Annotated in this window: 22 protein-coding genes; 10 read left to right on the forward strand and 12 right to left on the reverse strand. The window is 63.2% G+C overall.

Going from position 1 to position 20,946, the window contains the following annotated elements; all coding sequences use genetic code 11:
• Window positions 1–3: 3 nt before the first annotated feature.
• From ATN00_RS14960 to trxC, 5 genes are all read right to left on the reverse strand, one after another.
• On the reverse strand, window positions 4–864 hold the full coding sequence (locus tag ATN00_RS14960; RefSeq protein WP_030091407.1) for a class I SAM-dependent methyltransferase: 861 nt from the start codon (window positions 862–864) through the stop codon (window positions 4–6).
• A 28-nt stretch (window positions 865–892) separates the two neighbouring features.
• Window positions 893–1,681, reverse strand: a complete 789-nt coding sequence (locus ATN00_RS14965; RefSeq protein ID WP_062066093.1) for a sulfite exporter TauE/SafE family protein — start codon at window positions 1,679–1,681, stop codon at window positions 893–895.
• Between the two features lie 4 nt (window positions 1,682–1,685).
• Window positions 1,686–2,606 carry an MBL fold metallo-hydrolase gene (locus tag ATN00_RS14970; RefSeq protein ID WP_021246252.1) on the reverse strand — a complete coding sequence of 307 codons (921 nt, stop codon included), beginning with the start codon at window positions 2,604–2,606 and terminating at the stop codon, window positions 1,686–1,688.
• A 70-nt stretch (window positions 2,607–2,676) separates the two neighbouring features.
• Window positions 2,677–3,321: a peroxiredoxin gene (locus tag ATN00_RS14975; protein ID WP_030091405.1), complete on the reverse strand. Its 645-nt coding sequence runs from the start codon at window positions 3,319–3,321 to the stop codon at window positions 2,677–2,679.
• Between the two features lie 209 nt (window positions 3,322–3,530).
• The gene (gene trxC, locus ATN00_RS14980) at window positions 3,531–3,974 is read right to left on the reverse strand and encodes a thioredoxin TrxC (protein ID WP_021246250.1); all 444 of its coding nucleotides are present in this window, start codon (window positions 3,972–3,974) and stop codon (window positions 3,531–3,533) included.
• A 106-nt stretch (window positions 3,975–4,080) separates the two neighbouring features.
• Here trxC and ATN00_RS14985 point away from each other — a divergent pair, with 106 nt between their 5' ends.
• On the forward strand, window positions 4,081–4,746 hold the full coding sequence (locus tag ATN00_RS14985) for a peroxiredoxin (RefSeq protein ID WP_030091404.1): 666 nt from the start codon (window positions 4,081–4,083) through the stop codon (window positions 4,744–4,746).
• Entirely contained in the window at window positions 4,743–5,117 is a 375-nt protein-coding gene (locus ATN00_RS14990) for an ArsR/SmtB family transcription factor (RefSeq protein ID WP_030091403.1), read from the forward strand. The genes ATN00_RS14985 and ATN00_RS14990 overlap by 4 nt, the downstream gene beginning before the upstream one ends.
• Here the strand turns inward: ATN00_RS14990 and ATN00_RS23730 are convergent.
• Window positions 5,095–5,322 (reverse strand): hypothetical protein, encoded by a 228-nt coding sequence (locus ATN00_RS23730; RefSeq protein WP_030091402.1) that lies wholly within the window; start codon window positions 5,320–5,322, stop codon window positions 5,095–5,097. The genes ATN00_RS14990 and ATN00_RS23730 overlap by 23 nt on opposite strands.
• A gap of 216 nt (window positions 5,323–5,538) precedes the next feature.
• On the opposite strand from ATN00_RS23730, the gene ATN00_RS15000 reads away from it, so the two are divergent.
• Both ATN00_RS15000 and ATN00_RS15005 read left to right on the forward strand, forming a co-directional pair.
• Window positions 5,539–7,140, forward strand: coding sequence for an MBL fold metallo-hydrolase (locus tag ATN00_RS15000; protein WP_030091401.1), 1,602 nt, complete (start codon window positions 5,539–5,541; stop codon window positions 7,138–7,140).
• 91 nt (window positions 7,141–7,231) lie between these two features.
• Window positions 7,232–7,474, forward strand: a complete 243-nt coding sequence (locus tag ATN00_RS15005; RefSeq protein ID WP_030091400.1) for an HP1242/YdcH family protein — start codon at window positions 7,232–7,234, stop codon at window positions 7,472–7,474.
• A gap of 162 nt (window positions 7,475–7,636) precedes the next feature.
• Here the strand turns inward: ATN00_RS15005 and ATN00_RS15010 are convergent, their stop codons facing one another.
• The 3 genes from ATN00_RS15010 to cydD form a co-directional block, all read right to left on the reverse strand.
• On the reverse strand, window positions 7,637–8,899 hold the full coding sequence (locus ATN00_RS15010) for an MgtC/SapB family protein (protein ID WP_210766563.1): 1,263 nt from the start codon (window positions 8,897–8,899) through the stop codon (window positions 7,637–7,639).
• Window positions 8,900–9,046: 147 nt separating this feature from the next.
• Entirely contained in the window at window positions 9,047–10,663 is a 1,617-nt protein-coding gene (locus tag ATN00_RS15015) for an amino acid ABC transporter ATP-binding/permease protein (RefSeq protein ID WP_030091399.1), read from the reverse strand.
• Window positions 10,660–12,243: a thiol reductant ABC exporter subunit CydD gene (gene cydD / locus ATN00_RS15020; protein WP_030091398.1), complete on the reverse strand. Its 1,584-nt coding sequence runs from the start codon at window positions 12,241–12,243 to the stop codon at window positions 10,660–10,662. The genes ATN00_RS15015 and cydD overlap by 4 nt, the downstream gene beginning before the upstream one ends.
• A 90-nt stretch (window positions 12,244–12,333) precedes the next feature.
• Between cydD and ATN00_RS15025 the strand changes: the two genes are divergently transcribed.
• From ATN00_RS15025 to ATN00_RS15045, 6 genes are all read left to right on the forward strand, one after another.
• On the forward strand, window positions 12,334–13,920 hold the full coding sequence (locus ATN00_RS15025; RefSeq protein WP_030091397.1) for a cytochrome ubiquinol oxidase subunit I: 1,587 nt from the start codon (window positions 12,334–12,336) through the stop codon (window positions 13,918–13,920).
• Window positions 13,921–13,932: 12 nt separating this feature from the next.
• Window positions 13,933–15,081 (forward strand): cytochrome d ubiquinol oxidase subunit II, encoded by a 1,149-nt coding sequence (gene cydB / locus ATN00_RS15030; protein WP_030091396.1) that lies wholly within the window; start codon window positions 13,933–13,935, stop codon window positions 15,079–15,081.
• Between the two features lie 14 nt (window positions 15,082–15,095).
• Window positions 15,096–15,206 carry a cytochrome bd-I oxidase subunit CydX gene (cydX, locus tag ATN00_RS22965; protein ID WP_030091395.1) on the forward strand — a complete coding sequence of 37 codons (111 nt, stop codon included), beginning with the start codon at window positions 15,096–15,098 and terminating at the stop codon, window positions 15,204–15,206.
• Between the two features lie 12 nt (window positions 15,207–15,218).
• Window positions 15,219–16,007, forward strand: coding sequence for a TlpA disulfide reductase family protein (locus ATN00_RS15035; protein ID WP_030091394.1), 789 nt, complete (start codon window positions 15,219–15,221; stop codon window positions 16,005–16,007).
• 22 nt (window positions 16,008–16,029) lie between these two features.
• Window positions 16,030–16,509: a Dps family protein gene (locus tag ATN00_RS15040; RefSeq protein ID WP_021246237.1), complete on the forward strand. Its 480-nt coding sequence runs from the start codon at window positions 16,030–16,032 to the stop codon at window positions 16,507–16,509.
• 85 nt (window positions 16,510–16,594) lie between these two features.
• The gene (locus ATN00_RS15045; RefSeq protein WP_030091393.1) at window positions 16,595–17,011 is read left to right on the forward strand and encodes a ferritin-like domain-containing protein; all 417 of its coding nucleotides are present in this window, start codon (window positions 16,595–16,597) and stop codon (window positions 17,009–17,011) included.
• A gap of 233 nt (window positions 17,012–17,244) precedes the next feature.
• Here ATN00_RS15045 and zapE read toward each other — a convergent pair whose 3' ends face one another.
• From zapE to ATN00_RS15060, 3 genes are all read right to left on the reverse strand, one after another.
• Entirely contained in the window at window positions 17,245–18,420 is a 1,176-nt protein-coding gene (gene zapE / locus ATN00_RS15050) for a cell division protein ZapE (RefSeq protein WP_051743818.1), read from the reverse strand.
• Between the two features lie 103 nt (window positions 18,421–18,523).
• Window positions 18,524–18,961: a DUF983 domain-containing protein gene (locus ATN00_RS15055; protein ID WP_051743820.1), complete on the reverse strand. Its 438-nt coding sequence runs from the start codon at window positions 18,959–18,961 to the stop codon at window positions 18,524–18,526.
• A gap of 46 nt (window positions 18,962–19,007) precedes the next feature.
• A complete protein-coding gene (locus tag ATN00_RS15060; RefSeq protein WP_231746295.1) occupies window positions 19,008–20,810 on the reverse strand; it encodes a phosphoenolpyruvate carboxykinase in 1,803 nt (600 codons plus the stop codon).
• Window positions 20,811–20,946: the final 136 nt, after the last annotated feature.

A 20,946-nucleotide genomic window follows, 5' to 3' on the forward strand; every position in this document is an offset into this window, starting at 1 on the left:
CTCTCAGGCCCGTGCGCTCACCAGCCAGGCCTTCGCCCCCATATGAACGCCATTCTCATCGCAATGGCGCTCGAACAGCTCGACAAGATGCTGGTGAATGGCCTTGCGTACCTCTGCCCCGTTCTGTCGAACAAGATCGCCGATCTGCATCCCCTCAAGCACGAAGCGAGCGGCGCTCTCGGGATCACTGCCGGGGCCGCCCACGCGCTGCTCACCTGTCCAGGCATCGAATCTGACCTCGCAGAAACCCGCGCTTTGGAGAAGGTCGATCACATAGTCCTGCTCGCCGAGCGCGAATGGTCCCGGCGCGCGCGACTGCGGCGTCGGCAGGTCCATATGCTCCTTGATGATGCCCATGACACTAAGCTGCCACGGATTGTCAGCGATGGACGCCCAGACAGCGATGTCGAGCCGCCCGCCATCGCGCAACATCCGGCGCAGATTGGCGAAAGCGGGATAAGGCTCAGCGAAGAACATCGAACCGAAGCGCGAGAACAGCCGATCGAACGGCGCTTCCTCCAGCATCGTCGTCGCGGCATCGCCCTGCTCGAAGCGGATATTGGCAAGGCCCGCGCGCTGTGCCCGTTCCCTGGCCATCCCCACCAGATCGGGTGAGATGTCGAGGCCGAGCGCAAATCCGGTGTTGCCGACGGCCGTGGCGATCTGCCGCGTGGTCCAGCCACCGCCGCATCCGACATCGACCACCGTTTCGCCGGCGTTGTATGCGGCCTGGGCAAGCAACGCCCTGCCGATCGGCTCGATCATGCTTTCGAAGCGGTCGAGCTGGGCGAGCCAACGCATGCCCGCCTGGCCGGCCCAATCGTGCGCGGCCAAACCTTCCCTGTTCTCGCCAGCATCGTTCATCGATGTACTCCCATCGTCGTTTCAAGAATCAGCCCAGGATCGCGGCGGTACTTTGCCACAGCATGTAGGCGGCAACCGCAAAGATCAGCAGTGCGAATATCGTATTGAGCGCCCCCTTGTGCGCCGACAGCCGCCAAGAGAGCGCCGCGCCCACAAGGCCGCCGATGACGCCGCCGGCGATGAACGCCGCAGCAAGCCCCCAATCAACCAAGCCGGAAAGGGCATAGTTGAGCGCGGCCGTCAGACCAAAAGCGGTGACGGCGACCAGCGACGATCCGACGGCGTTGCGCATCGGCATCCCGGTCGAAGCCATCAGTCCCGGCACGATCAGGAAGCCCCCGCCGATGCCGAAGAACCCGGAAAAGAGACCAGTGGCGGCCCCATAACCGATCACCTTGGGCGCATTCTCGCGCCGGCATTGGACATCGGGATTGCCGGGATCGCCCCGGCTTTTTAGCATCAGCCCGCCAACCAGGACCATCAGCAGAGCGAACAGGAACAGCAGCTTCTGTCCATCGAACGCTTTACCGAGTGTCGATCCGGCATAGGCGCCGGCGACACCAGCAGCGGCGAACATGCCGGCGCAACGCCATTTGATCGTCCGCTGGCGCGCGTGGGGAACGAGATTGGCCCCGGCATTGGCGGCGACCGCCAGCGCGCTGGTGCCGATCGCGACATGCGGCGAGGCGACGCCGACCAGATAGACCATGAGCGGGACGGCGAGGATTGAGCCCCCACCGCCCACCAGCCCCAGCGTGAATCCGACGAGCGAGCCCGATCCGGCACCAAGCAGATATTGGATGGATTCGAGTGCCATGGCCTTACAGCGCGTTTATCGGCAGCTTGAGGTAGCGCATGCCATTGTCTTCCGGCTCGGGCAGGTGGCCGCCGCGCATGTTGACCTGGATGGACGGCAGAATGAGGCGCGGCATCCCGAGCGTCGCATCGCGCGCCTCGCGCATGGCGACGAACTGGTCCTCGCTCACCCCGTCGCGAACATGGACATTATGCTCTCGCTCCTCGCCGACCGACGTTTCCCAGGCATAGGTGTCGCGCCCGGGGGCCTTGTAGTCGTGGCAAAGATGAAGGCCGGTCTGATCGGGGAGCGACAGCAGGCGGCGGATCGACCGATAAAGCGTGCGCGCATCGCCGCCCGGGAAGTCGGCGCGGGCCGTGCCGTAGTCGGGCATGAACAGCGTGTCGCCGATGAACGCCGCATCGCCGATCACATAGGTCATGTCGGCGGGCGTATGGCCCGGCACATGCAGCGCGATCGCCTCGATCGAGCCGACCCTGAAACGGTCGCCGTCATCGAACAGCCGGTCGAACTGCGAGCCGTCGCGAGCAAAGCGCGTTCCCTCGTTGAAGATCTTGCCGAAGACCTCCTGCACGGTGAGAATATGGCGACCGATCGCCAGCGTGCCGCCCAGCTTCTCCTGAAGATAGGGCGCGGCCGACAGATGGTCGGCATGGGCGTGCGTCTCCAGCAGCCATTCGACCTCGAGCCCTTCGCTCCGGATATAGTCGATCACCTTGTCGGCCGACGCGAAGGAGGTGCGCCCCGAAGCCGGATCGAAATCGAGCACGCTATCGATGATCGCGGCCTTGGCCGTGGCGGGATCTGAGATGACGTGGGTCACGGTAAACGTGTCCTCGTCGAAGAAGCTGCGGATGACGGCGGGCCGCGCATTGCTCGCGGCCTCGACGATGCGGGTGGCTTCACGGATTTGCGGGTCGGCCATGGCCTTGTCCTTTCCTGTCTGGCCCGGCGTACCGGCTTCGCACTTGGGACGCGAAGCCGGCCCAGCTGCCTCAGAGGGTCTTCTTGCTGAAATACCAATCGGTGTAGTCGTAGCCTTCGTCCTTGCGGGCCCTGGCGGCTTCGGCCGTCGCGGGCGGCGGCACGATCACCGGCTCGCCGGGCTGCCAGTTTTCAGGCGTCGCCACCTTGTTGGCGTCGGACGTCTGGAGCGCGGTGAGCAGGCGGACGAATTCATCGACCGAGCGGCCGTTCGACATCGGATAATAGACCATCGCGCGGACAATGCCTTCGGGGTCGATGATGAAGGTGGCGCGAACGGCCGAGGTGTCCGAGGCACCGGGATGGATCATGCCGAAGGCCTTGGCGACGTTCATCGACAGATCGTCGATAATCGGGAACGGGATCTCGACGCCGAACTTCTCCTCGATGCTGCGCATCCAGGCGATGTGCGAATGCACCGAGTCGATGGAGAGGCCCAGCAACTCGCAGTTGAGCGCCTTGAAGCGGTCGGCGGCCTTGGCGAAGCCCATGAATTCGGTCGTGCAGACCGGCGTGAAGTCGGCGGGGTGGGAAAAGAGAACGAGCCACTTGCCCTTGTAATCGTCGAGCGAGCGTTCGCCGTGGGTCGTCTTGGCCTTGAAGGGAGGCGCCGGTTCGTTGATCCGCGGCATGGAGGGAGTGACCTGGTCTGTCATTTTATCGTCTCCTATGACTGAGTGAGTGACAGACATTGAATACACATTTCTATTAATCGTGATAACACGATAAATCTAATTCCTTTGATCGGATTTTTCAATCACTTCTGCAATCGGCCGAATTAGGCCGGATTCGCAGCGCACGGGACCAGAGGCGCGAACACGTCAAAGCATCGTTTATGCTAAGTATGGGGTCATCACACCCCGAATCAGGCGGTGACGAGCGCCTGCCTTGTCCAGGCGACGAGTCGCGCACGGTCCATCGCCCCGGCCTGTCGGGCGACCTCGCGGCCACCCCTGAACAGGATCAGCGTCGGAATCGACTGAATGCGGTAGCGCCCGGCAATACCCTGCTCAGCTTCGGTATCGACCTTCAGGAGCCGGACATGCGGCTCCAGCTCCGCAGCGGCCGCCTTGAACGCCGGCGCCATGGCGCGGCAAGGTCCGCACCAACTCGCCCAGAAATCGACGAGAACCGGCAGGCTTCCGCGACCTACATGCCGATCGAATGCCGCCTGGTCGACATCGACCGGCTGTCCCTGGAAAAGCGGCATTCCGCATTTCCCGCAAATTGGCGCCGCGCCGATCTTCGCTGCAGGAACGCGGTTGATGCTCGCGCAAACCGGGCAGGCTACCAGCGGGACATCGGACATGCGCTTCTCTCCTGTGGAACGCCAATACCGCTTAATCGTTTACCCGCATGATGTAACCGTGTAAGGGAGAGGGTTCAAGACTTGCCTCTCTGCAGGAGTGAGAAAGTTGAACTCGAACGCAGACGACAATGCCGTGTGCTCCCCTATCCAGATCGGCGATCCCGCGCCTGATTTCCGCGCCCGCACGACGATGGGCGACATGACCCTGTCCGGCCATCGCGGCCGCTGGGTACTGCTGTTCTCTCATCCCGCCGATTTTACGCCGGTTTGCACCAGTGAATTCGTCGCCCTCTCGCGCGCCAGCGATCGGTTCAAGGCGCTCGGCTGCGACCTGGTCGCGGTGTCGGTCGACAGCCTCTATTCCCATCTCGGATGGATCAGGGCGATCCGCGAGCATTTCGGCGTGACCATCGCTTTCCCGATCGTCGAAGATCCCTCGATGGTGATCGGCCGCGCCTATGGAATGCTCGCGGACAACGCCCCCGACGCGGCCACGCTGCGCTCGACCTTCTTCATCGACCCCGAAGGCATTGTCCGCGCCAAGCTCTGCTATCCAGCCACCATCGGGCGATCGGTGGAGGAGCTGCTTCGAGTCCTGACCGCGCTGCAACGGGTCGACAACGACAACATAGTGACCCCCGAAGGCTGGCATCCCGGCGATGACGTGCTTCTTCCGCCCTATCAGGACCAGCACGGTGCGCTCGATGCGGCGGGCGATGGCTGCTGGTTCCACCGCACGCAGCCCGACAAGCATGGGAAGACAGGCAAGTGATGACTTTCACCGATACGCAGCTTGAAGAGGCTGCCAGCGTCCTCAAGGCGATCGCCCATGACGTCCGCCTGAAGCTCCTGCGGACGCTCCTCGAACATGGCGAGAAGTCTGTAGGCGAACTCGAAGCCCTCACCGGCATCGGTCAACCGGGCCTGTCCCAACAACTCGCAATTTTGCGCAAGGCGGAACTGGTTCAGACGCGCCGCGATGCGAAACTCGTTTTCTATAGCATCGTATCGGCCAATATGGAGGGAACAGCGAAATTGCTATGCGCTCTAGCGGGAACTCCGATAAATAGAGGAGACACTGCCGCGAAAACAAAGCGACCTTTTCCCCAGGGATCGGTCGCTACCTTCGCCAAGATTTTGTGACGATATTGTCCTGGACGATGTCTTCCAAGAAAGTTCTGAACATCATCGCTGCAACGTTAGAGAGCATTTCGAGGCTTGTGGAATACCATAACTGCAAGCATTCGCCGTAAGCGCCTCGCCTGATCCGCTCCAGCGCCCGGCTCATGGGAGCAATTTCGCGGTCAAGAAGCGAGGTCTGGCCTTCGAGGGCGGCATCGTCCTCCATTTTCCCTGCTTGAGCTCAACCAGTTCGCGGACGTCGCCCACGTCCTTGCAAGAACTCCATGGAATCAATCTCAGCGCCACTATCGATCCGGGCTTCACCGATCAAATTCGGAACCATACGTAAGGACAGACGAAGATCGGCGAGTTTACAGATGATTGGCCTGCGACCCGCGCATAACCAGCCTATTGGACCGCCGGCGAGAGAATGAGAGGACCGATGAGTAGCGTACCCACCATAACCTTCCACGGCGCTGCCGGCACAGTCACTGGTTCCTGCATGGAACTACGCCATGGCGGAAAGACGATCCTCATAGATTGCGGCTTGTTCCAGGGATCCCGGACGCTGGAAACACTCAATCGCGACCCCTTCGCGTTCGACGTGCGCAAGATCGACGCCGTTGTCCTGACGCACGCGCATATCGACCATAGCGGCCTGCTGCCCAGGCTCACGGCGGAAGGGTATCGCGGGCCGATCTTCGCGACACCGCAAACCCGCGACCTTCTGTATTACATGCTGCCCGACGCCGGACGAATTCAGGAGGGCGATGCGGAGCGCCGCAATCGACGGCAGGATCGCCGGGACGAGGAGCCGATCGAACCGATCTATACCGAAGCGGATTCCAAAGCGGCCTATGAACAGGTCGAGACAGTAGCGCTGCACGACTGGTTCGCACCTGCCGCCGGTTTTCGGGCGCGCTTGTGGAATGCGGGCCATATCCTGGGTTCCACATCCGTGGAGATCGAGGTCGGTGGCGTGCACTTGCTCTTCTCCGGCGACCTGGGTCCAGACCACAAGGCCTTTCATGCCGATCCCGAGGGTCCGGCAGGACTCGATCATGTGTTCTGCGAGAGCACCTATGGCGACCGCGTCCGCGAGGACGTGACGATCGAGCAGCGCCGGACTTTGCTGGAAGCCGAGATCAATGCAGCGCTTACGCGCGGCGGCAACCTCGTCATTCCCGTTTTCGCGCTCGAACGCACCCAGGAATTGCTCCTCGATATCGCGACCCTGATCAACACCGGACGCCTGGCGCATCCGCAGGTGTTCATCGATTCGCCACTTGCGACCCGCGCGACAGAGGTGTTCGCCAAACATGCCGGGGAACTCGAAGACATGGGCTCGGGTGAAATCTTCCGTCACCCCTCGTTCCACTACACTGCCAGCACGATGGAATCGATGCGGCTCAACGACATGTCCGGAGCCATCATCATGGCGGCATCCGGCATGTGCGAAGCGGGACGCATCCGTCACCATCTGCGGTACAATCTCGGCCGCCGTGAATCGACGATCCTGTTCGTCGGTTTCCAGGCCGCAGGCACCCTTGGCCGGACAATCCTCGATGGCGCGAACCGCGTGCGCATCTGGGGGCAGGACGTCGCGGTGCGCGCGCAGATCCGGCGGATCGACACTTATTCGGCGCATGCCGACCAGAAGGATCTGCAGCGCTGGATAAGGGCGCGGAAGCCGATCGATGGCAGCCTGTTCCTGGGACACGGCGAAGAGGGCTCGATCGAGACGTTCCGCCGCCTGATGCAGGCGGACGATGCCGCGGCATCGATTGTCACGCCGAAGATCGGGGAAACCTATTCACTGCCGTCACGCGCCCCGTCCAAGCGCCTGAAGACCGGAAAGCCGGAACTACAGGAGGCTGTCGGCCGCGATTGGCAGAATGACTATGCGGATTTTTCGACCCATCTGAAAAAAGAACTGCAGAATATCGAGAGCGCGTCGGGCCGGCGCGAGGCACTCGCCCGCATGGCCGAGATTCTGCATTCCTATCAGGCCTATCGCGAGCATCGTAAGAGCCGATCGAGCTGATCGGCGAAAACAAAGTGACCAGCCCCAGACATAAACGGGTGCGGCCACCCGCGAATTCGCTATATATCATAGTTTCATCAAAGGAGTAATTATGTCGAATACCCCCCACACCCTGAGCGAGGAATTCCCCGGTCAGATGGACAAGATTCACGCCTTGAAGGCTTCGGACTCTCGCTTCGCGCAGCTTCTTCTCGATTATGATGTCGTGAATGACGAAATCCACGTGGCTGAAACCAATATCGAACCGACCTCGCAAGATCACGAGACCGAACTTCGCAAGCGCCGCCTCGCGATCAAGGATCAGATCGCCGAAGCCCTGTCGCAGGCCGCCTGATCTGCCCAAGGGCCGGATGCCGCGCGTTCGGCCCTTACGACAATAGCCGGCCATGGCTCTGCGTCGCCACAAATTCACGGCCAGCAACGAAAGCGCGCATCCCCGCTCAGGAATGGACCTGAACCAGCTTCGAACCAGTCACGAGCTGCCCGCTCATCGCTCCTAGCGAAACACCATGAGCGCGGCGATACCGGCAGCAGATGCCAGAACTGATGCGAAGAGTGGGCCGGACGCCTTCCAGCCTTGCTTTGATGGCCCTGCCAGTACCAGCGTGAGTACAGCCTTCCACATCGTGTTGGCGAGCACGGGCACCGCAAGCACCAGTCCGGCCGTGTCGGGTTTCAGCATATCCTCAGGCAGCCCCGCGAGCGTGAGTACGGCTGCGTCCACATCCCACATGCCCGTAAGGCCAAGCACAACGACAATGCCCTGATCGCCGAACCGCGCGAGCGCCCAACGTGCCGGGACAGCAATCAACGCAACCGCGCCCGCCAGCAGAAGCGCCGGCCCGAAATCCAGCGGATTGCCCAGCTTCACCTCGCTGGCGCCATCACCATCCACCTTGGAGCGTAGCGCCAGAAGGGTTGTCAGACCGCCGACGACGAAAGCCGGAACCATTGCAAGCGCGAGCGATGTGCTGGCGTAGGGGATGAGGGTAAAAGAGAGTATCTGGACGCGCGCGAACATCACGAGCGAGGCGAGCGCAATACCAGCAATCAAGGGGCCTTGCGGACCATCATTGGCGCGCAAACGCCGGGCATAGGCAACAGTGACCGCCGTGGACGATACCAATGCCCCGAACAAAGCGGTTATCATGACCCCCTTGTCCGCGCCGAGCCGACGACTGGCGACATAGCCGGCGAAGGAGAGTCCGAGCACGACGACGACGACCATCCAGATTTGCCGCGGGTTCCAGGCCTCAAAGGGGCCGTAGCTCGCATCCGGCAGCAGCGGCAGGATGACCAACGCGACGATCGCGAACGTGGCGATCGATTCGACCTCCTTGTGGCTCATCCCTTTGAGCATGGCGTGGGATTGCTGCCTGAGCGTCAGGATCAAGGTGGTTACCGCCGCGACGGCCAGCGTCTCGCTCACCAGGCCCTGCCCGGCCATATATCCCAAGGCGAAGGTGATAATGCCGACCAACGTATTGGTGATGGACAGGCTGGCCGTGCGGGCTTGTTCGCTGCGATATCCAAGAACCAGGCTGGCAGTGACCGCCAGCCCGATTACCGCCGCAAGGCTTTCGGGCATATGGCTGGCAAGGCCGCCGGCAAGACCGAGCAGGCCAAAGGTGCGCAAACCGCTGACCCGGCTGCCATCCGCTGCCTCGCGCTGCCGCCAGCCTCGCTCGATACCGATCAGCACGCCTACCGCGAGCGCCGCAGCAAGCGAACGAAGCAGTTCCATATCAAGCGATATCAAATGATCACTCCACGGCAAGGTAATCGATCGGGAACGGTAGTATGAACGCGGCAGATAGGCTCCTCCTTATGCGCGACGTGGATTGAATGGATTTGATTACGCGCGCCAAATCGATCCGCCCCCAGGCCAGCTACAGATATCCCTATATTAGCGGCGATCCTTCAAGTTGATTGTTCGACCCTTGCCGACGAGACTCAAGAAAATCGGTCGATGACTCACCACCACGACTCCGGTCCCTGTCTCGCGAAGCCACGCGTCGAGGTGGCCCGCAAGCCGCGCCTCCGTCGCCATGTCCAACCCCTCGCTCGGCTCGTCGAGCAGCAGCCACGGCCTGCCGGCAAGCAAGGCGCGGGCGATCGACAACCGCTTGCGCTGGCCGCCCGACAACCGCGCTCCGCCGTCGCCGACCCATTGGTCAAGCCCATGCGGCATCGCGCGAATATCGACAGCGAGGCAGGCGACTTCCAGCGCCGCCCAAAGCCGTTCGTCGCTGAGGCCGGGGCGCGCCACACGCAAATTGTCGCGGATGGTTCCCGACAGGAGCTGGGCATCCTGGGGCGAGAGCGCGAATGCCGCTCGCACGTCCTCGGACGGCAGGGAAGCAAGAAGCTGGTCATCAAGAGCAATGCCGCAATGCTCGCCAGCGGGCCGAATACCAGCGAGCGTTTCCAGAAGGCTGGTCTTGCCGCTGCCGGATTTGCCTGAAATCCCCAAGCGCTCGCCCGCCATGATCCGGATATTCATGCCGTCCCGGTCAAAGGCAATGGTCCGCGCGGGCGCCATGGATGCCGTCGCCTTTCGGACAGGCGCAGACGGTTGACCCGCCATGCCCTCCAATCGCGAGAGGGCGGCCGCGACCAGCGCGCCGCGCGACACCCCGCGCACATAGCCGGAAAGCGCTTCGATCGCGCCCGCCGCCGCCAGCACGGCAAGGACCGTCACCGGCAGGGAGGCATGGGAGAAGATCAGCATCGCGCCCATGGCGATGCCCCCACCCAACACGAGGCCCGCATCGATGATCGCTTCGCCGCGCGCGAACCGAGGTCGCGCGCTGTCCAACTCGGCCGTCTCGACCGCGAGGCTTCGCCCGATCGCCGGAGCGAGATCGTAGGCAAGGATTTCGGGCGAAGCGGCGGCATAGTCCACCATGCTCGCCTTGAGCCGCGCCAGCGCCTCCGCCATATCGGTCGCGGCGCTCGCCAGCAGGCGGGGGGTCGCCAGATGCGCCCAGAGGACAAGACCGGCAAGCAACGCCAGCAAGGCAAGGCTCGTCCAGGGGCTGGCCAGCCACGCAAGGGCAAGGCCGATGGCAGCGCCGGCGAACGCGGCGGGCAATGCCGGCTTACGGACCAGATTGTCCTCCAGCGCGCCGATGTCCTGCACGAGCCGCGTCACGGCATCGCCCGCCGATACGGCCCGCACGTCGCGCACCGACAGGATGCGGTCGAACAGGCGCGCGCGAACCGCGGCGAGCGCCATCAAGGCCGCGCGGTGGCCATAGAGCCGTTCGCCGTAACGCGCCGTCGTCCTTACGATCGCGAGCAGCCTGATCATCGCGCTCGGCACCAGGTAGTTGAAACCCTGCGCGGCCAACACGCCGCCCAGCCCGGCCAGTGCCGCGCCGGTGATGAACCATCCAGACAGGCCCAGCAGCAGGACCGCGGCGATTGTCGCAGCGGAGGCAAGCAAGCCCGCGATTCGGAAGGCGCGGCGTTCGGGGCCGATAGCTTCAGCGAGCAGCAGGTCCATATCCGCGCGGCTCATGAAAGCACCATTTCTTTGGTGGCGATCGCGGCCAGCTCGGCGCTGTGCGTCACTATCAGGACCGTGCGGCCCTTTGCGGCGGACGCCAGTATCCCGGCGATGTCGGCCGCCGATCCCGCGTCGAGATCCGCGGTCGGTTCGTCGAGCAGCCAGAGCGGCGCGTCCTTGAGCAACACGCGCGCGATGCCGACGCGCCGGCGTTCCCCACCGGACAGGCCCGACCCGCGATGATCGAGCGGCAAGGCCAATCCCTGTCCGCGCGCTTCGATCATCGGCCCAAGGCCTGCCAGATGGGCCACGGCTTCGACTGCCGCATCGTCGGCATCGGGACGCGCAAGACGGATATTGTCGGCCAGCGTGCCCGGGACGAACGCAACCGTCTGGCCCGCCCAGCCGACATGGCCGGGAAGCGCAACCTCGGCCGCATCCCGGCCGTCAACCAGAATCCGTCCCCCACCAATGGGGGCCAGCCCCAGCAGCGCATGGAGCAGGCTCGATTTGCCGACCCCGGTGCTTCCGCGCAGGGCAAGGCTGGTGCCCGCCGGGATATCCAGCGTGAAGGGACCGATGGCCGTCTCGCCATAGTCGATCACCACGCCGTCAAAGCGCAGCGCTGGCGGCCCTTCGATCGCGGGTTTCGGCGCGGGCGGAGAAGCGGGCGCGAGCGCTTCAAGGCGTTCCACCGCAGCCTCCCCGACCTGCTTGTCGTGATAGGCGGCGGCAAGGCGGCGCATGGGAAGATAGAATTCCGGCGCGAGGACAAGAACAAACAGGGCTTGGCCCAGGGTCAGCTTTTCGGGAGCCGGAAAGGGCAGGATGCCGAGCAGGTTGAAGCCGCAATAGAGCGCGACCAGCGCCACCGACAGCGCCGCGAAGAACTCGATGATCGCGCTCGACACGAAGGCGACCTTGAGCACATCGATCGTGCGCGCGGCGACCTCGCGGGTAGCGTCGGCAAGGTGGCGGCCGATACGGTCCTGCGCGGCGAAGGCGACGATCACCGGGAGCGCGCGCACCCGGTCGACGAACAGGCCCGACAGGCGACTCAGCGCATCGAGCTGGCGCGCGGCGGCCCGCGCGGCCGCCGTTCCTGCGAGCGCCATGCCCATGGCAAAGGGAATCAGCGTCGCGAGCATGATCACGCCGGCGACCCAGCTCCCAAATACGGCAGCAATCGCGATTATGAGCGGGGACAGGACCGCGGCGCGGCGCAGCGGCAGGAAGCGGGCATGGAAGCCGCCCAGGTCCTCGATCCGGTCGACGGCATCGGCGACCGCCTCGCCCAGCATCCGGCGATCCCCCGGCGCGGCGACGAGAATGCCTGGATACACCCGCTGGCGCCAGTTCGTCTTGACGCGCATAGCAGCCGCTTCGCCGGCGTTGGTCGCACCGATCTGCATCCCGGCGCGAAGCAGGGCGGCGGCTATCAGTCCGCCCGCGGCAAGCGCAAGATGGCCCTGCCCCGCCCCTTGCTCCATTGATGCCACGGCTCCGGCCAGCGCCGCCGCCATGAGGATCGCCGCGCCGCTGTCGCCGATCCAGAAAAGGGCCGCAGCCTGTCTATCTAACGGGTTGCTCATATACTCAATTACGAGTAACGAATAATCATAATCTTTTCAACCGACTCAGGACACCCATGGAAGCCGGGCCGGAACGCAAGGAGTCTTGCCATGGACATGGCTGTGATCGAGCTTTCACGCCTCCAATTCGCCCTGACGGCTCTCTACCATTTCCTGTTCGTCCCCCTGACGCTCGGCCTCTCCTTCATCCTCGTCATCATGGAGAGCATCTATGTGATGACGGGCCGTGAGATCTGGCGCACCGTCACGCGCTTCTGGGGCAAGCTGTTCGGTATCAACTTCGTGCTGGGCGTCGCTACCGGCATTACCATGGAATTCCAGTTCGGCACCAACTGGTCCTACTATTCGCATTATGTCGGCGACATCTTCGGCGCGCCGCTCGCCATCGAAGGGCTGATGGCCTTCTTCCTCGAAGCGACGTTCGTGGGCCTCATGTTCTTCGGATGGGACAAGCTGTCCAGGGTCGGGCATCTGCTCACCACCTTCATGGTGGCTCTCGGCTCGAACCTATCGGCGCTGTGGATCCTCGTCGCCAATGGCTGGATGCAGAATCCGGTGGGATCGCGCTTCAATCCCGAAACGATGCGGATGGAAGTCTCCGACTTCATGGCGGTGCTGTTCAATCCGGTCGCGCAGGCGAAGTTCGTCCATACGGTGAGCGCGGGCTATGTCTGCGCCTCCGTTTTCGTGCTGGGCGTCTCGGCCTGGTATCTGCTCAAGGGCAAGTGGGTCGCGGTCGCGCGGCGCAGCTTCACGGTCGCCGCCGCCTTCGGCCTTGCCTCGTCGCTGTCGGTCGTCGTGCTCGGCGACGAAAGCGGCTACGCGCTGACCGATAACCAGAAGATGAAGCTCGCCGCGCTCGAGGCCATGTGGCACACTGAGCCCGCGCCCGCGGGCATTGCCGTTGTCGGCTTTCCCAGCGTCGCCGACCGCGAGACCTATTTCGAGGTCAAGATCCCCTATGTGCTCGGTCTCATCTCCACGCGCAGCCTGACGGGCGAAGTCTCCGGCATCTTCGAACTGGTCGCCAGGGCGCAGGACCGCATCGAGAACGGCATCAAGGCCTATGATGCGGTGGAAAAGCTGAAGGTGGACCAGAAGGACATGGTCGCGCGCGAGGCATTCGAGGAAGCCAAGGCCGATCTTGGCTATGCCCTGCTGCTGAAACGCTTCGTCGCCGATCCGCGGCAAGCCACGCCCCAGGACATCGAAAAGGCCGCATGGTCGACCGTGCCCAATGTCCCGGTGATGTTCTGGGTGTTCCGGGTGATGGCCGGCCTCGGCTTCTTCTTCATCGCCTTCTTCGGCGCCGCCTTCTGGATGGCTTCGATCCGCAAGCTGAACTGCGACAGCCGCTTCTGCCGCACCTTCCTGCGCGCGGCGGTCTGGGTCATCCCGCTGCCGTGGATCGCCATCGAATTTGGCTGGATCCTGGCCGAGATCGGCCGCCAGCCCTGGGCGATCGATGGCGTTCTGCCGACGTTCCTTGCCGCCTCGAGCCTGACCGTCGCGCAGCTCTGGACGACGATCATCGGGTTCACGGTGATCTATGGCGCGCTCGCCGTCATCGAAGTGCGGCTGATGCTGGCGGCAATCCGCAAGGGACCGGACCAGCATCGGCCTCCGGCGCCATCCCCCGAAACCCACAGCGGCTACGCGCCCATCCCTGCCGAATAAGGAGAACAGGTCATGGCACCTCCCATCGACTATGAAACGCTCCGGCTGATCTGGTGGCTGCTGATGGGCGTCCTCCTGATCGGCTTCACTCTCACCGACGGCTTCGACCTCGGCACCGCCGCGCTGCTGCCCTTCGTCGCGAAGACCGACGCCGAACGGCGTCTCGTCATCAACTCGATCGGCGCGACCTGGGAAGGCAACCAGGTCTGGTTCATCCTCGGCGGCGGCGCGATCTTCGCGGCCTGGCCGTTCGTCTATGCGGTCAGCTTCTCGGGCTTCTATCTGGCCATGTTCCTCGTCCTCGCCGCGCTCATCCTGCGGCCCGTGGGCTTCAAATACCGCTCGAAGAAGCCCGATGCCACATGGCGCTCGCGCTGGGATTGGGCGCTGTTCGTCGGCGGGTTCGTGCCTGCGCTGGTGTTCGGCGTCGCGGTCGGCAATGTCCTGACCGGCATCCCCTTCCGGCTCGATAGCGATCTGCGCTCCTTCTACGAGGGCAGCCTGCTCGGCCTGTTCCATCCGTTCTCGCTGGTCGCCGGGCTGCTCTCGGTCGCCATGATCGTGCTGCACGGCGCGAGCTGGCTTGCGATCAAGATCGAACGCGGCGTCGTGCATGACCGCGCGCGCGCCTTCGGCAAGGTCGCGGCGGTCGCGTCGATCCTGCTGTTCGCGCTGGGCGGGGTCATGGTCGCGAAAATGGGCATGGGCTTCCGCCTGACCCATGCGGCCGATCCGCTCGGCCCGTCCAATCCGCTGCTGTCGGGAACGGTCGCGGCGCCGGGGGCCTGGCTCAACAATTATGGCGCCCATCCCTGGATGCTGATCGCCCCGATCCTCGGCTTCGCGGGGCCGCTGCTGGCGTGGATCGGCATCCGCAAGGGCCGCGAGGTTCTGGCCTTTGGCGGCTCATCGATCGGCGCGATCGGCATCATCGCGACCGTGGGCCTCTCGATGTTCCCGTTCATCCTGCCCAGTTCGATCGACCCGGCCTCGAGCCTGACGGTCTGGAACGCCTCGTCCAGCCATGTGACTTTGTTCATCATGCTGGCCGTGACGGTGATCTTCCTGCCGATCATCCTGCTCTACACCGCCTGGGTCTACAAGGTCCTGTTCGGCCGCATCACGCTGCGCGATGTCGACACCAACCCCGACTATTACTGAAAGGACGACTTTCCATGTGGTATTTCAGTTGGATTCTGGGCGTGGGCCTCGCCGTCGGGTTCGGTATCCTCAACGGCATGTGGCATGAATTCCACGCCGATCCCGATGAGGACATTGCGGCCTGACCGCGACGGATCATGATTGCCATCGGCCCTCTCGCGCTCGCGTTGGAACGGCTGTTCGCGATTCTCGGGATCATCGCCTTCCTGGCGGCGGCGAACTGGATAGGCCGCCGTCGCGGCGTGGATTGCGATACGGCCGCGTGGCGGGCATTGCTCGCTGGCCTCGTTGCAGCTCGCGCGGGTTTTGTGGCGCAGAACTGGCATGCCTTCGCCATCGAACCCGCAACCATCCTCTATGTCTGGCAAGGAGGTTTCTCGCCGCTCCCCGGTCTGGTGACTGCCGCAATCGTGCTGGGCGTGTCACTACGGCGATCTCGCGCCCTAGCACCTTTGACACTCGTCTTCGCGGGCTGCGTCGCGGTCACATCCGGCGCCACGGCAGCGGCCCTTGCCTCGGCGCAGCGACCTCTACCGCAAGGAATCGTTCTCCAGTCGCTGGACAGCGGAACGAGCCTGCTCGACGATCGCCGGGGCAAGCCGTTCGTCGTCAATCTCTGGGCAACCTGGTGCCCGCCGTGCCAGCGTGAAATGCCGATGATGGTCGTAGAAGCGGCACACTCGGCCGTGCCGATCCTGCTTGTCAATCAGGGCGAGGATGCAGACAACGTACGTGCGTGGCTGGACAGCAAGCGCCTTGAAGCGGCGCACGTCCATCTCGACCGCGACCTGCGCATAGCTGCCGCGACCGGCTCGGCCGGGCTTCCCGCGACGCTGTTCGTCGACAGCAAAGGCGTGATCCGTGCGCTCCATGTCGGTGAAATCTCGCGGGCCGCCCTGCTCGCGGGACTACGCGATCTGAAGTAGAGTTTCGATCAAGGAGAAGACCATGACCAGACAAGTGAATATTGGAATCGGCGAGGAAGATCGGGTTGCGATTTGCGAAGGCCTGAGCCGCCTCCTGGCGGACACCTACACTCTCTATCTGACCTCGCACAACTTTCACTGGAACGTGACCGGGCCGATGTTCAACAGCCTCCATGCCATGTTCATGACGCAATATACCGAGTTGTGGAACGCGATCGACCCGATCGCCGAACGCATCCGCTCGCTCGGACAGCCCGCACCCGGTTCCTACGCGCAGTTCGCCAAACTCAGTTCCCTGCCCGACGCGCCGGAAGTGCCGCCGAAGGCGCTCGACATGGTCGACATCCTCGCCAAGGGGCATGAAGCGGCCGCCCGCACGGCGCGCACGCTGTTCCCTCTGGTCGAGAAGGCGAGCGACGAGCCGACCGCGGACCTGCTCACCCAACGGATCGGCGTGCATGAGCAGGCCGCATGGATGCTGCGCGCCCTGCTCGAAGAGTAAGACACGCTCAACGACTGGCCCCGGCCGCGCAATCTCTGCGAGGCCGGGGCCGTTAGCGAACTGCCGCCATTGAAAGGACGAGACCTTGGCTACGTCAAAGCTGGCAAACATCCTCCTCGATGCGCTCGAAGACGAGCGGAAGGCGGAGGCGACCTATGCCGCCGTGATCGAAAAGTTCGGCCCTGTCCGGCCCTTTTCCAACATCATAGAGGCCGAACAGCGCCATGCCGCCGCACTTGAGCGCCAGCTTGCCCGGCTGGGCATCGACGTACCGCCCGATCCATGGACGGGGAAAGTGGCGGCACCAGCTTCTCTCGCGCAGGCTTGCGAAAGCGCGGTCCAGGGCGAGATCGAGAATATCGCGCTTTACGACCGGCTGATCCCGATGGTCGACGACCCCGCGGCGCGCCAGGTGATGGAAAACCTGCAGGCCGCCTCGCGCGAGCGCCACCTTCCAGCTTTCAGGCAATGCCTGGAGCGGGAACGCGATCGCCGTTCGTGACGGCCTCCCTCAATCGCGATCACTCAGGCACAGGCTGCTTTTGGGATCCGTAATCGACGGTGGATGGCATCGACAGAGGGCGCGAGGCATGACCTGTCGGCGTCAGCGCCTTTGGCGTTCCTCGAACAGCTGCGCTTTCTCGTACATTTCCTTCGCCTCGGCGAGGCACACATCACGTCTGTTCAGATAGACATCGCTGTTTCGGACTGCCGGCTTGAGATCCGGTTTCGGAATCATTCCATAAGCCTTTGTGTTCTCGATGGACGCTGAACCTCGGCGAGCGCGACCTCGTCGCTCACTCCATGACCGCGGGCGAGATAGTCCTGCGATCCCATTTCGTTGAGGCGCGAGATCGTCCGCTCGAACTCGAAGGCGTCGTCTGCCGCGCAATACAGCGCGTCGGGTTCGCGATCGGCGGAAGCCAGCAGCTTGACGCCATTTTCATAGAAGGCGTCGATCAGTGTCTTGAATCGCGCCGCTTCCGATTTCCGGTTTGCGTCGAGAACGGGGATCCCGACCAGGATCACGGTGTGATAGCGGTAGGCCAATGCAAGATAATCGGGAATGCCGCGCGGTTCGCCGCATAGCCGCTTGAATGAGAAGACGGCCACGCCTTTCAGCGACTTGGGCACGAACAGTTCTCGTCCGCCCTTGATTGCCAGTGTTTCGGAGGGAACATGCTCCCGGTCCTCGACCGGAAAATCGGTCAACCGGAAGAACGCCCGGCTCAGGGCTTCCGTCGCCGCATCGCCATTGGGCACGTGCCAGGTCTGGAACCCTCCAAGGCGCTGCATGCGATAGTCAGTCGGCCCATCCAGGGTGAGCACATCGAGCCGATCCTTGAGGAGCGCGATGAATGGCAGAAAATGTTCGCGGTTGAGGCCGTTCTTGTAGAGGTCCTGAGGCGGCCGGTTGGATGTAGCGACCACGGTAACGCCATGTCCGATGATCCGGGTAAACAGCCTCGACAGGATCATCGCGTCAGCCGAATTGGTTACGATCATTTCGTCGAAGGCGATCAGCCGCGCTTCGGCCGCGATGGCATCGGCGACCGGCAATATCGGATCGCCGGTCTCCTTGGCGCGTTCGGAGCGTAGCCGGTCATGCACCTCCTGCATGAACTCGTGGAAGTGGACGCGCCGTTTCCCGGCGATCTCGACGCAGTCGAAGAAGAGATCCATCAGCATCGATTTGCCGCGGCCGACCCCTCCCCAGAGATAGACTCCCCGCACGGGATCGGGTTTGCGCCTGACGAAACGCGACAGGAGGCCCTGACGGCGCGCCTGTGCTTCCAATTCCGCAACCGCCTTGCCGAAACGCAGAGCGACCTGCCGCTGGGCGTCGTCAGGGCGCAGCTGACCCGTTGAAATGGCGTTCACGTAACGCGTCAGGACTTTGCTCTGAGGCAAGACAAAGTTCTCCGGCAAAAAGTTGAATTTGAGAAGTCGCGCATCGGCCCGACAGCCTCATACCCTGGTCAATCTCGAGACTGGCCACGGCCGAAGCTGAAGATCATGTATCGGCGTCGTCCGGAATTGCTCCCGGGCGTTCCCTGCGAAACCCATGCATGCCGAACCACCACTGCAAGGCAATGATGGCTCCCTTGGCGGGCTGAAGCAGCCCGACCATCAGGAGCAACGCCAACGGAAGCAGGATCGCCATCAACATCGGCACGGACATTTCCGCGCGACTGGTCACGGCGATAATGAGCGGCGCCATCAGATGCCCCGTCACGAAGATCGAGACATAGGCCGGGAAATCATCAGCTTGCTGATGCGTCCAGTCCTGGCCGCATTGCGGGCAATGAGGGATCGGTTTCAGGAACCGCATGAACAGGCGCGCCTCGCCGCACCGGGGGCATCGCCCGCGCAACCCGCGCAGGATCGCGGCCCAACCTGTGACCGGCAAGACAAGCTTGCCGGTTACCGATCCCTGTTCATGAGCGGGCATGGATTCTGGCTTTTCGTGAAACTTGTCAAAGGGGAACCGGATGAGGTCAGGCATCGAACCATCCGGGAGGGGCCGCCGCGCGGATGCTTTCGTCGACATGAGCGACAAACTGCGTGAAGTTGCGCTTGAAGCGGTCGACCAGGGAACGCGCCGTGCCGTCATAGGCGGCCCCATCAGCCCAGGTGGAACGCGGGTCGAGAATACTCGAATCCACACCCTCTACAGCAACGGGGACCACGAAGCCGAAGTTGGGATCGGTGCGGAACTGTGCGCCTTCGAGAGTCCCGGAAAGCGCAGCATTGAGCAGTGCGCGCGTCACCTTGATCGGCATCCGCGATCCCGTTCCATATTGGCCGCCGGTCCAGCCGGTGTTGACCAGCCAGCAATCGACATTCCCCGCGGCGATACGCTTGCGAAGCAGATTGCCGTAGACGCTGGGATGCCGCGGCATGAACGGCGCGCCAAAGCAGGTCGAGAACGTCGCTTCGGGTTCGGTGACACCGAGTTCGGTGCCCGCGACCTTGGCTGTGTAGCCGGACAGGAAATGATACATCGCCTGTTCGGGCGTTAGCTTCGCGATGGGCGGGAGCACGCCGAAGGCATCGGCCGTCAGCATGATGATGTTCTTCGGCACCGGCCCCATGTTCTCGGCGGAGGCATTGGGGATGAAGTGGATCGGATAGGCGCCCCTGCTGTTCTCGGCGAGCGAGGCGTCGTCGAGGTCGAGTGCGCGGGTTTCCGGATCCATGACGACATTCTCGAGGATCGTACCGAAGCGGCGGGTGGTCGCATGGATTTCAGGCTCCGCCTCGGCCGAGAGACGGATCATCTTGGCGTAGCAGCCGCCTTCGAAATTGAAGACGGCGCTGTCCGACCAGCCATGCTCGTCGTCGCCGATCAGCGTGCGCGAAACATCAGCGGACAAAGTGGTCTTGCCGGTGCCCGAGAGGCCGAAGAAGATCGCGGTGTCGCCATCGGGACCGATGTTCGCCGAACAATGCATCGGCATGACGCCCTTTTGCGGCAGCACATAGTTCAGCACCGAGAACACCGCCTTCTTCATCTCGCCGGCATAGCCGGTGCCGCCGATCAGGATCAGCCGGTGGGTGAAATCGATCGCGATGATGGTTTCCGACCGGCAGCCATGGCGTTCGGGATCGGCGCGGAAGCCGGGCAAGTCGATGATGGTGTAATCCGCCGTGAAATGCGTGAGTTCATCCGCCGTCGGCCTAACCAGCATGGTGCGCACGAAATGCGAGTGCCAGGCCAGTTCCGTGACGACCCGGACTCCGACACGGAATTCCGGCTGCGAGCCGCCGAACAGATCCTGGACGAAGACGTCGTCGAGTGCGGCAAGATGCTTGAGGAAATCCTCGCGCAGATTGGCGAAGGCTTCTTCCGACATCGGCTTGTTGGAAGCCCCCCACCAGACATCATCCCTGGTGACCTCATCACGGACGATGAATTTGTCCTGGGCCGAACGGCCGGTATGTTTTCCGGTTTCAACCACGAAGGCGCCATGCTCGGACAGGCGGCCTTCACCGCGCCGCAAGGCGATCTCGACGAGTTCGGGCGTATCGAGATTTTCGTGAAGCGTCCCACCGGATTTGACCGTGATGTCCAAAGCTGCGGGGATCTGCGTGATTTTGCTGTGTGGCCTTTCGGATCGGGTTGGAAGGAAGCAGGCGGATCGGGCGTCGCCCGAACCTGTTCCGACGGGAAGTTTCAGCCTGAGCTTCGGGCGCCGAAGACGATCGGGTTGCGACACCGGACTCGCCGCCGCCGGGGCATCCGATGGCGGCGCCTGTCGACCTGCACCTTTGCGGCGGTGCTTTTTCTCCACGATCATTTGCTCATCTCCGATCTGGAGGCTCGAAGGTCGCAGCCCTCAAGACCATCGGCTTTCTCAGACGCGGAAATACCTCACCCCGACAAAGCGCGTGTGATCGATTATCCGGTACAATGCACATATACAACTCCCTCCT

The organism is Sphingobium baderi, assembly GCF_001456115.1.
GTDB lineage: Bacteria > Pseudomonadota > Alphaproteobacteria > Sphingomonadales > Sphingomonadaceae > Sphingobium > Sphingobium baderi_A.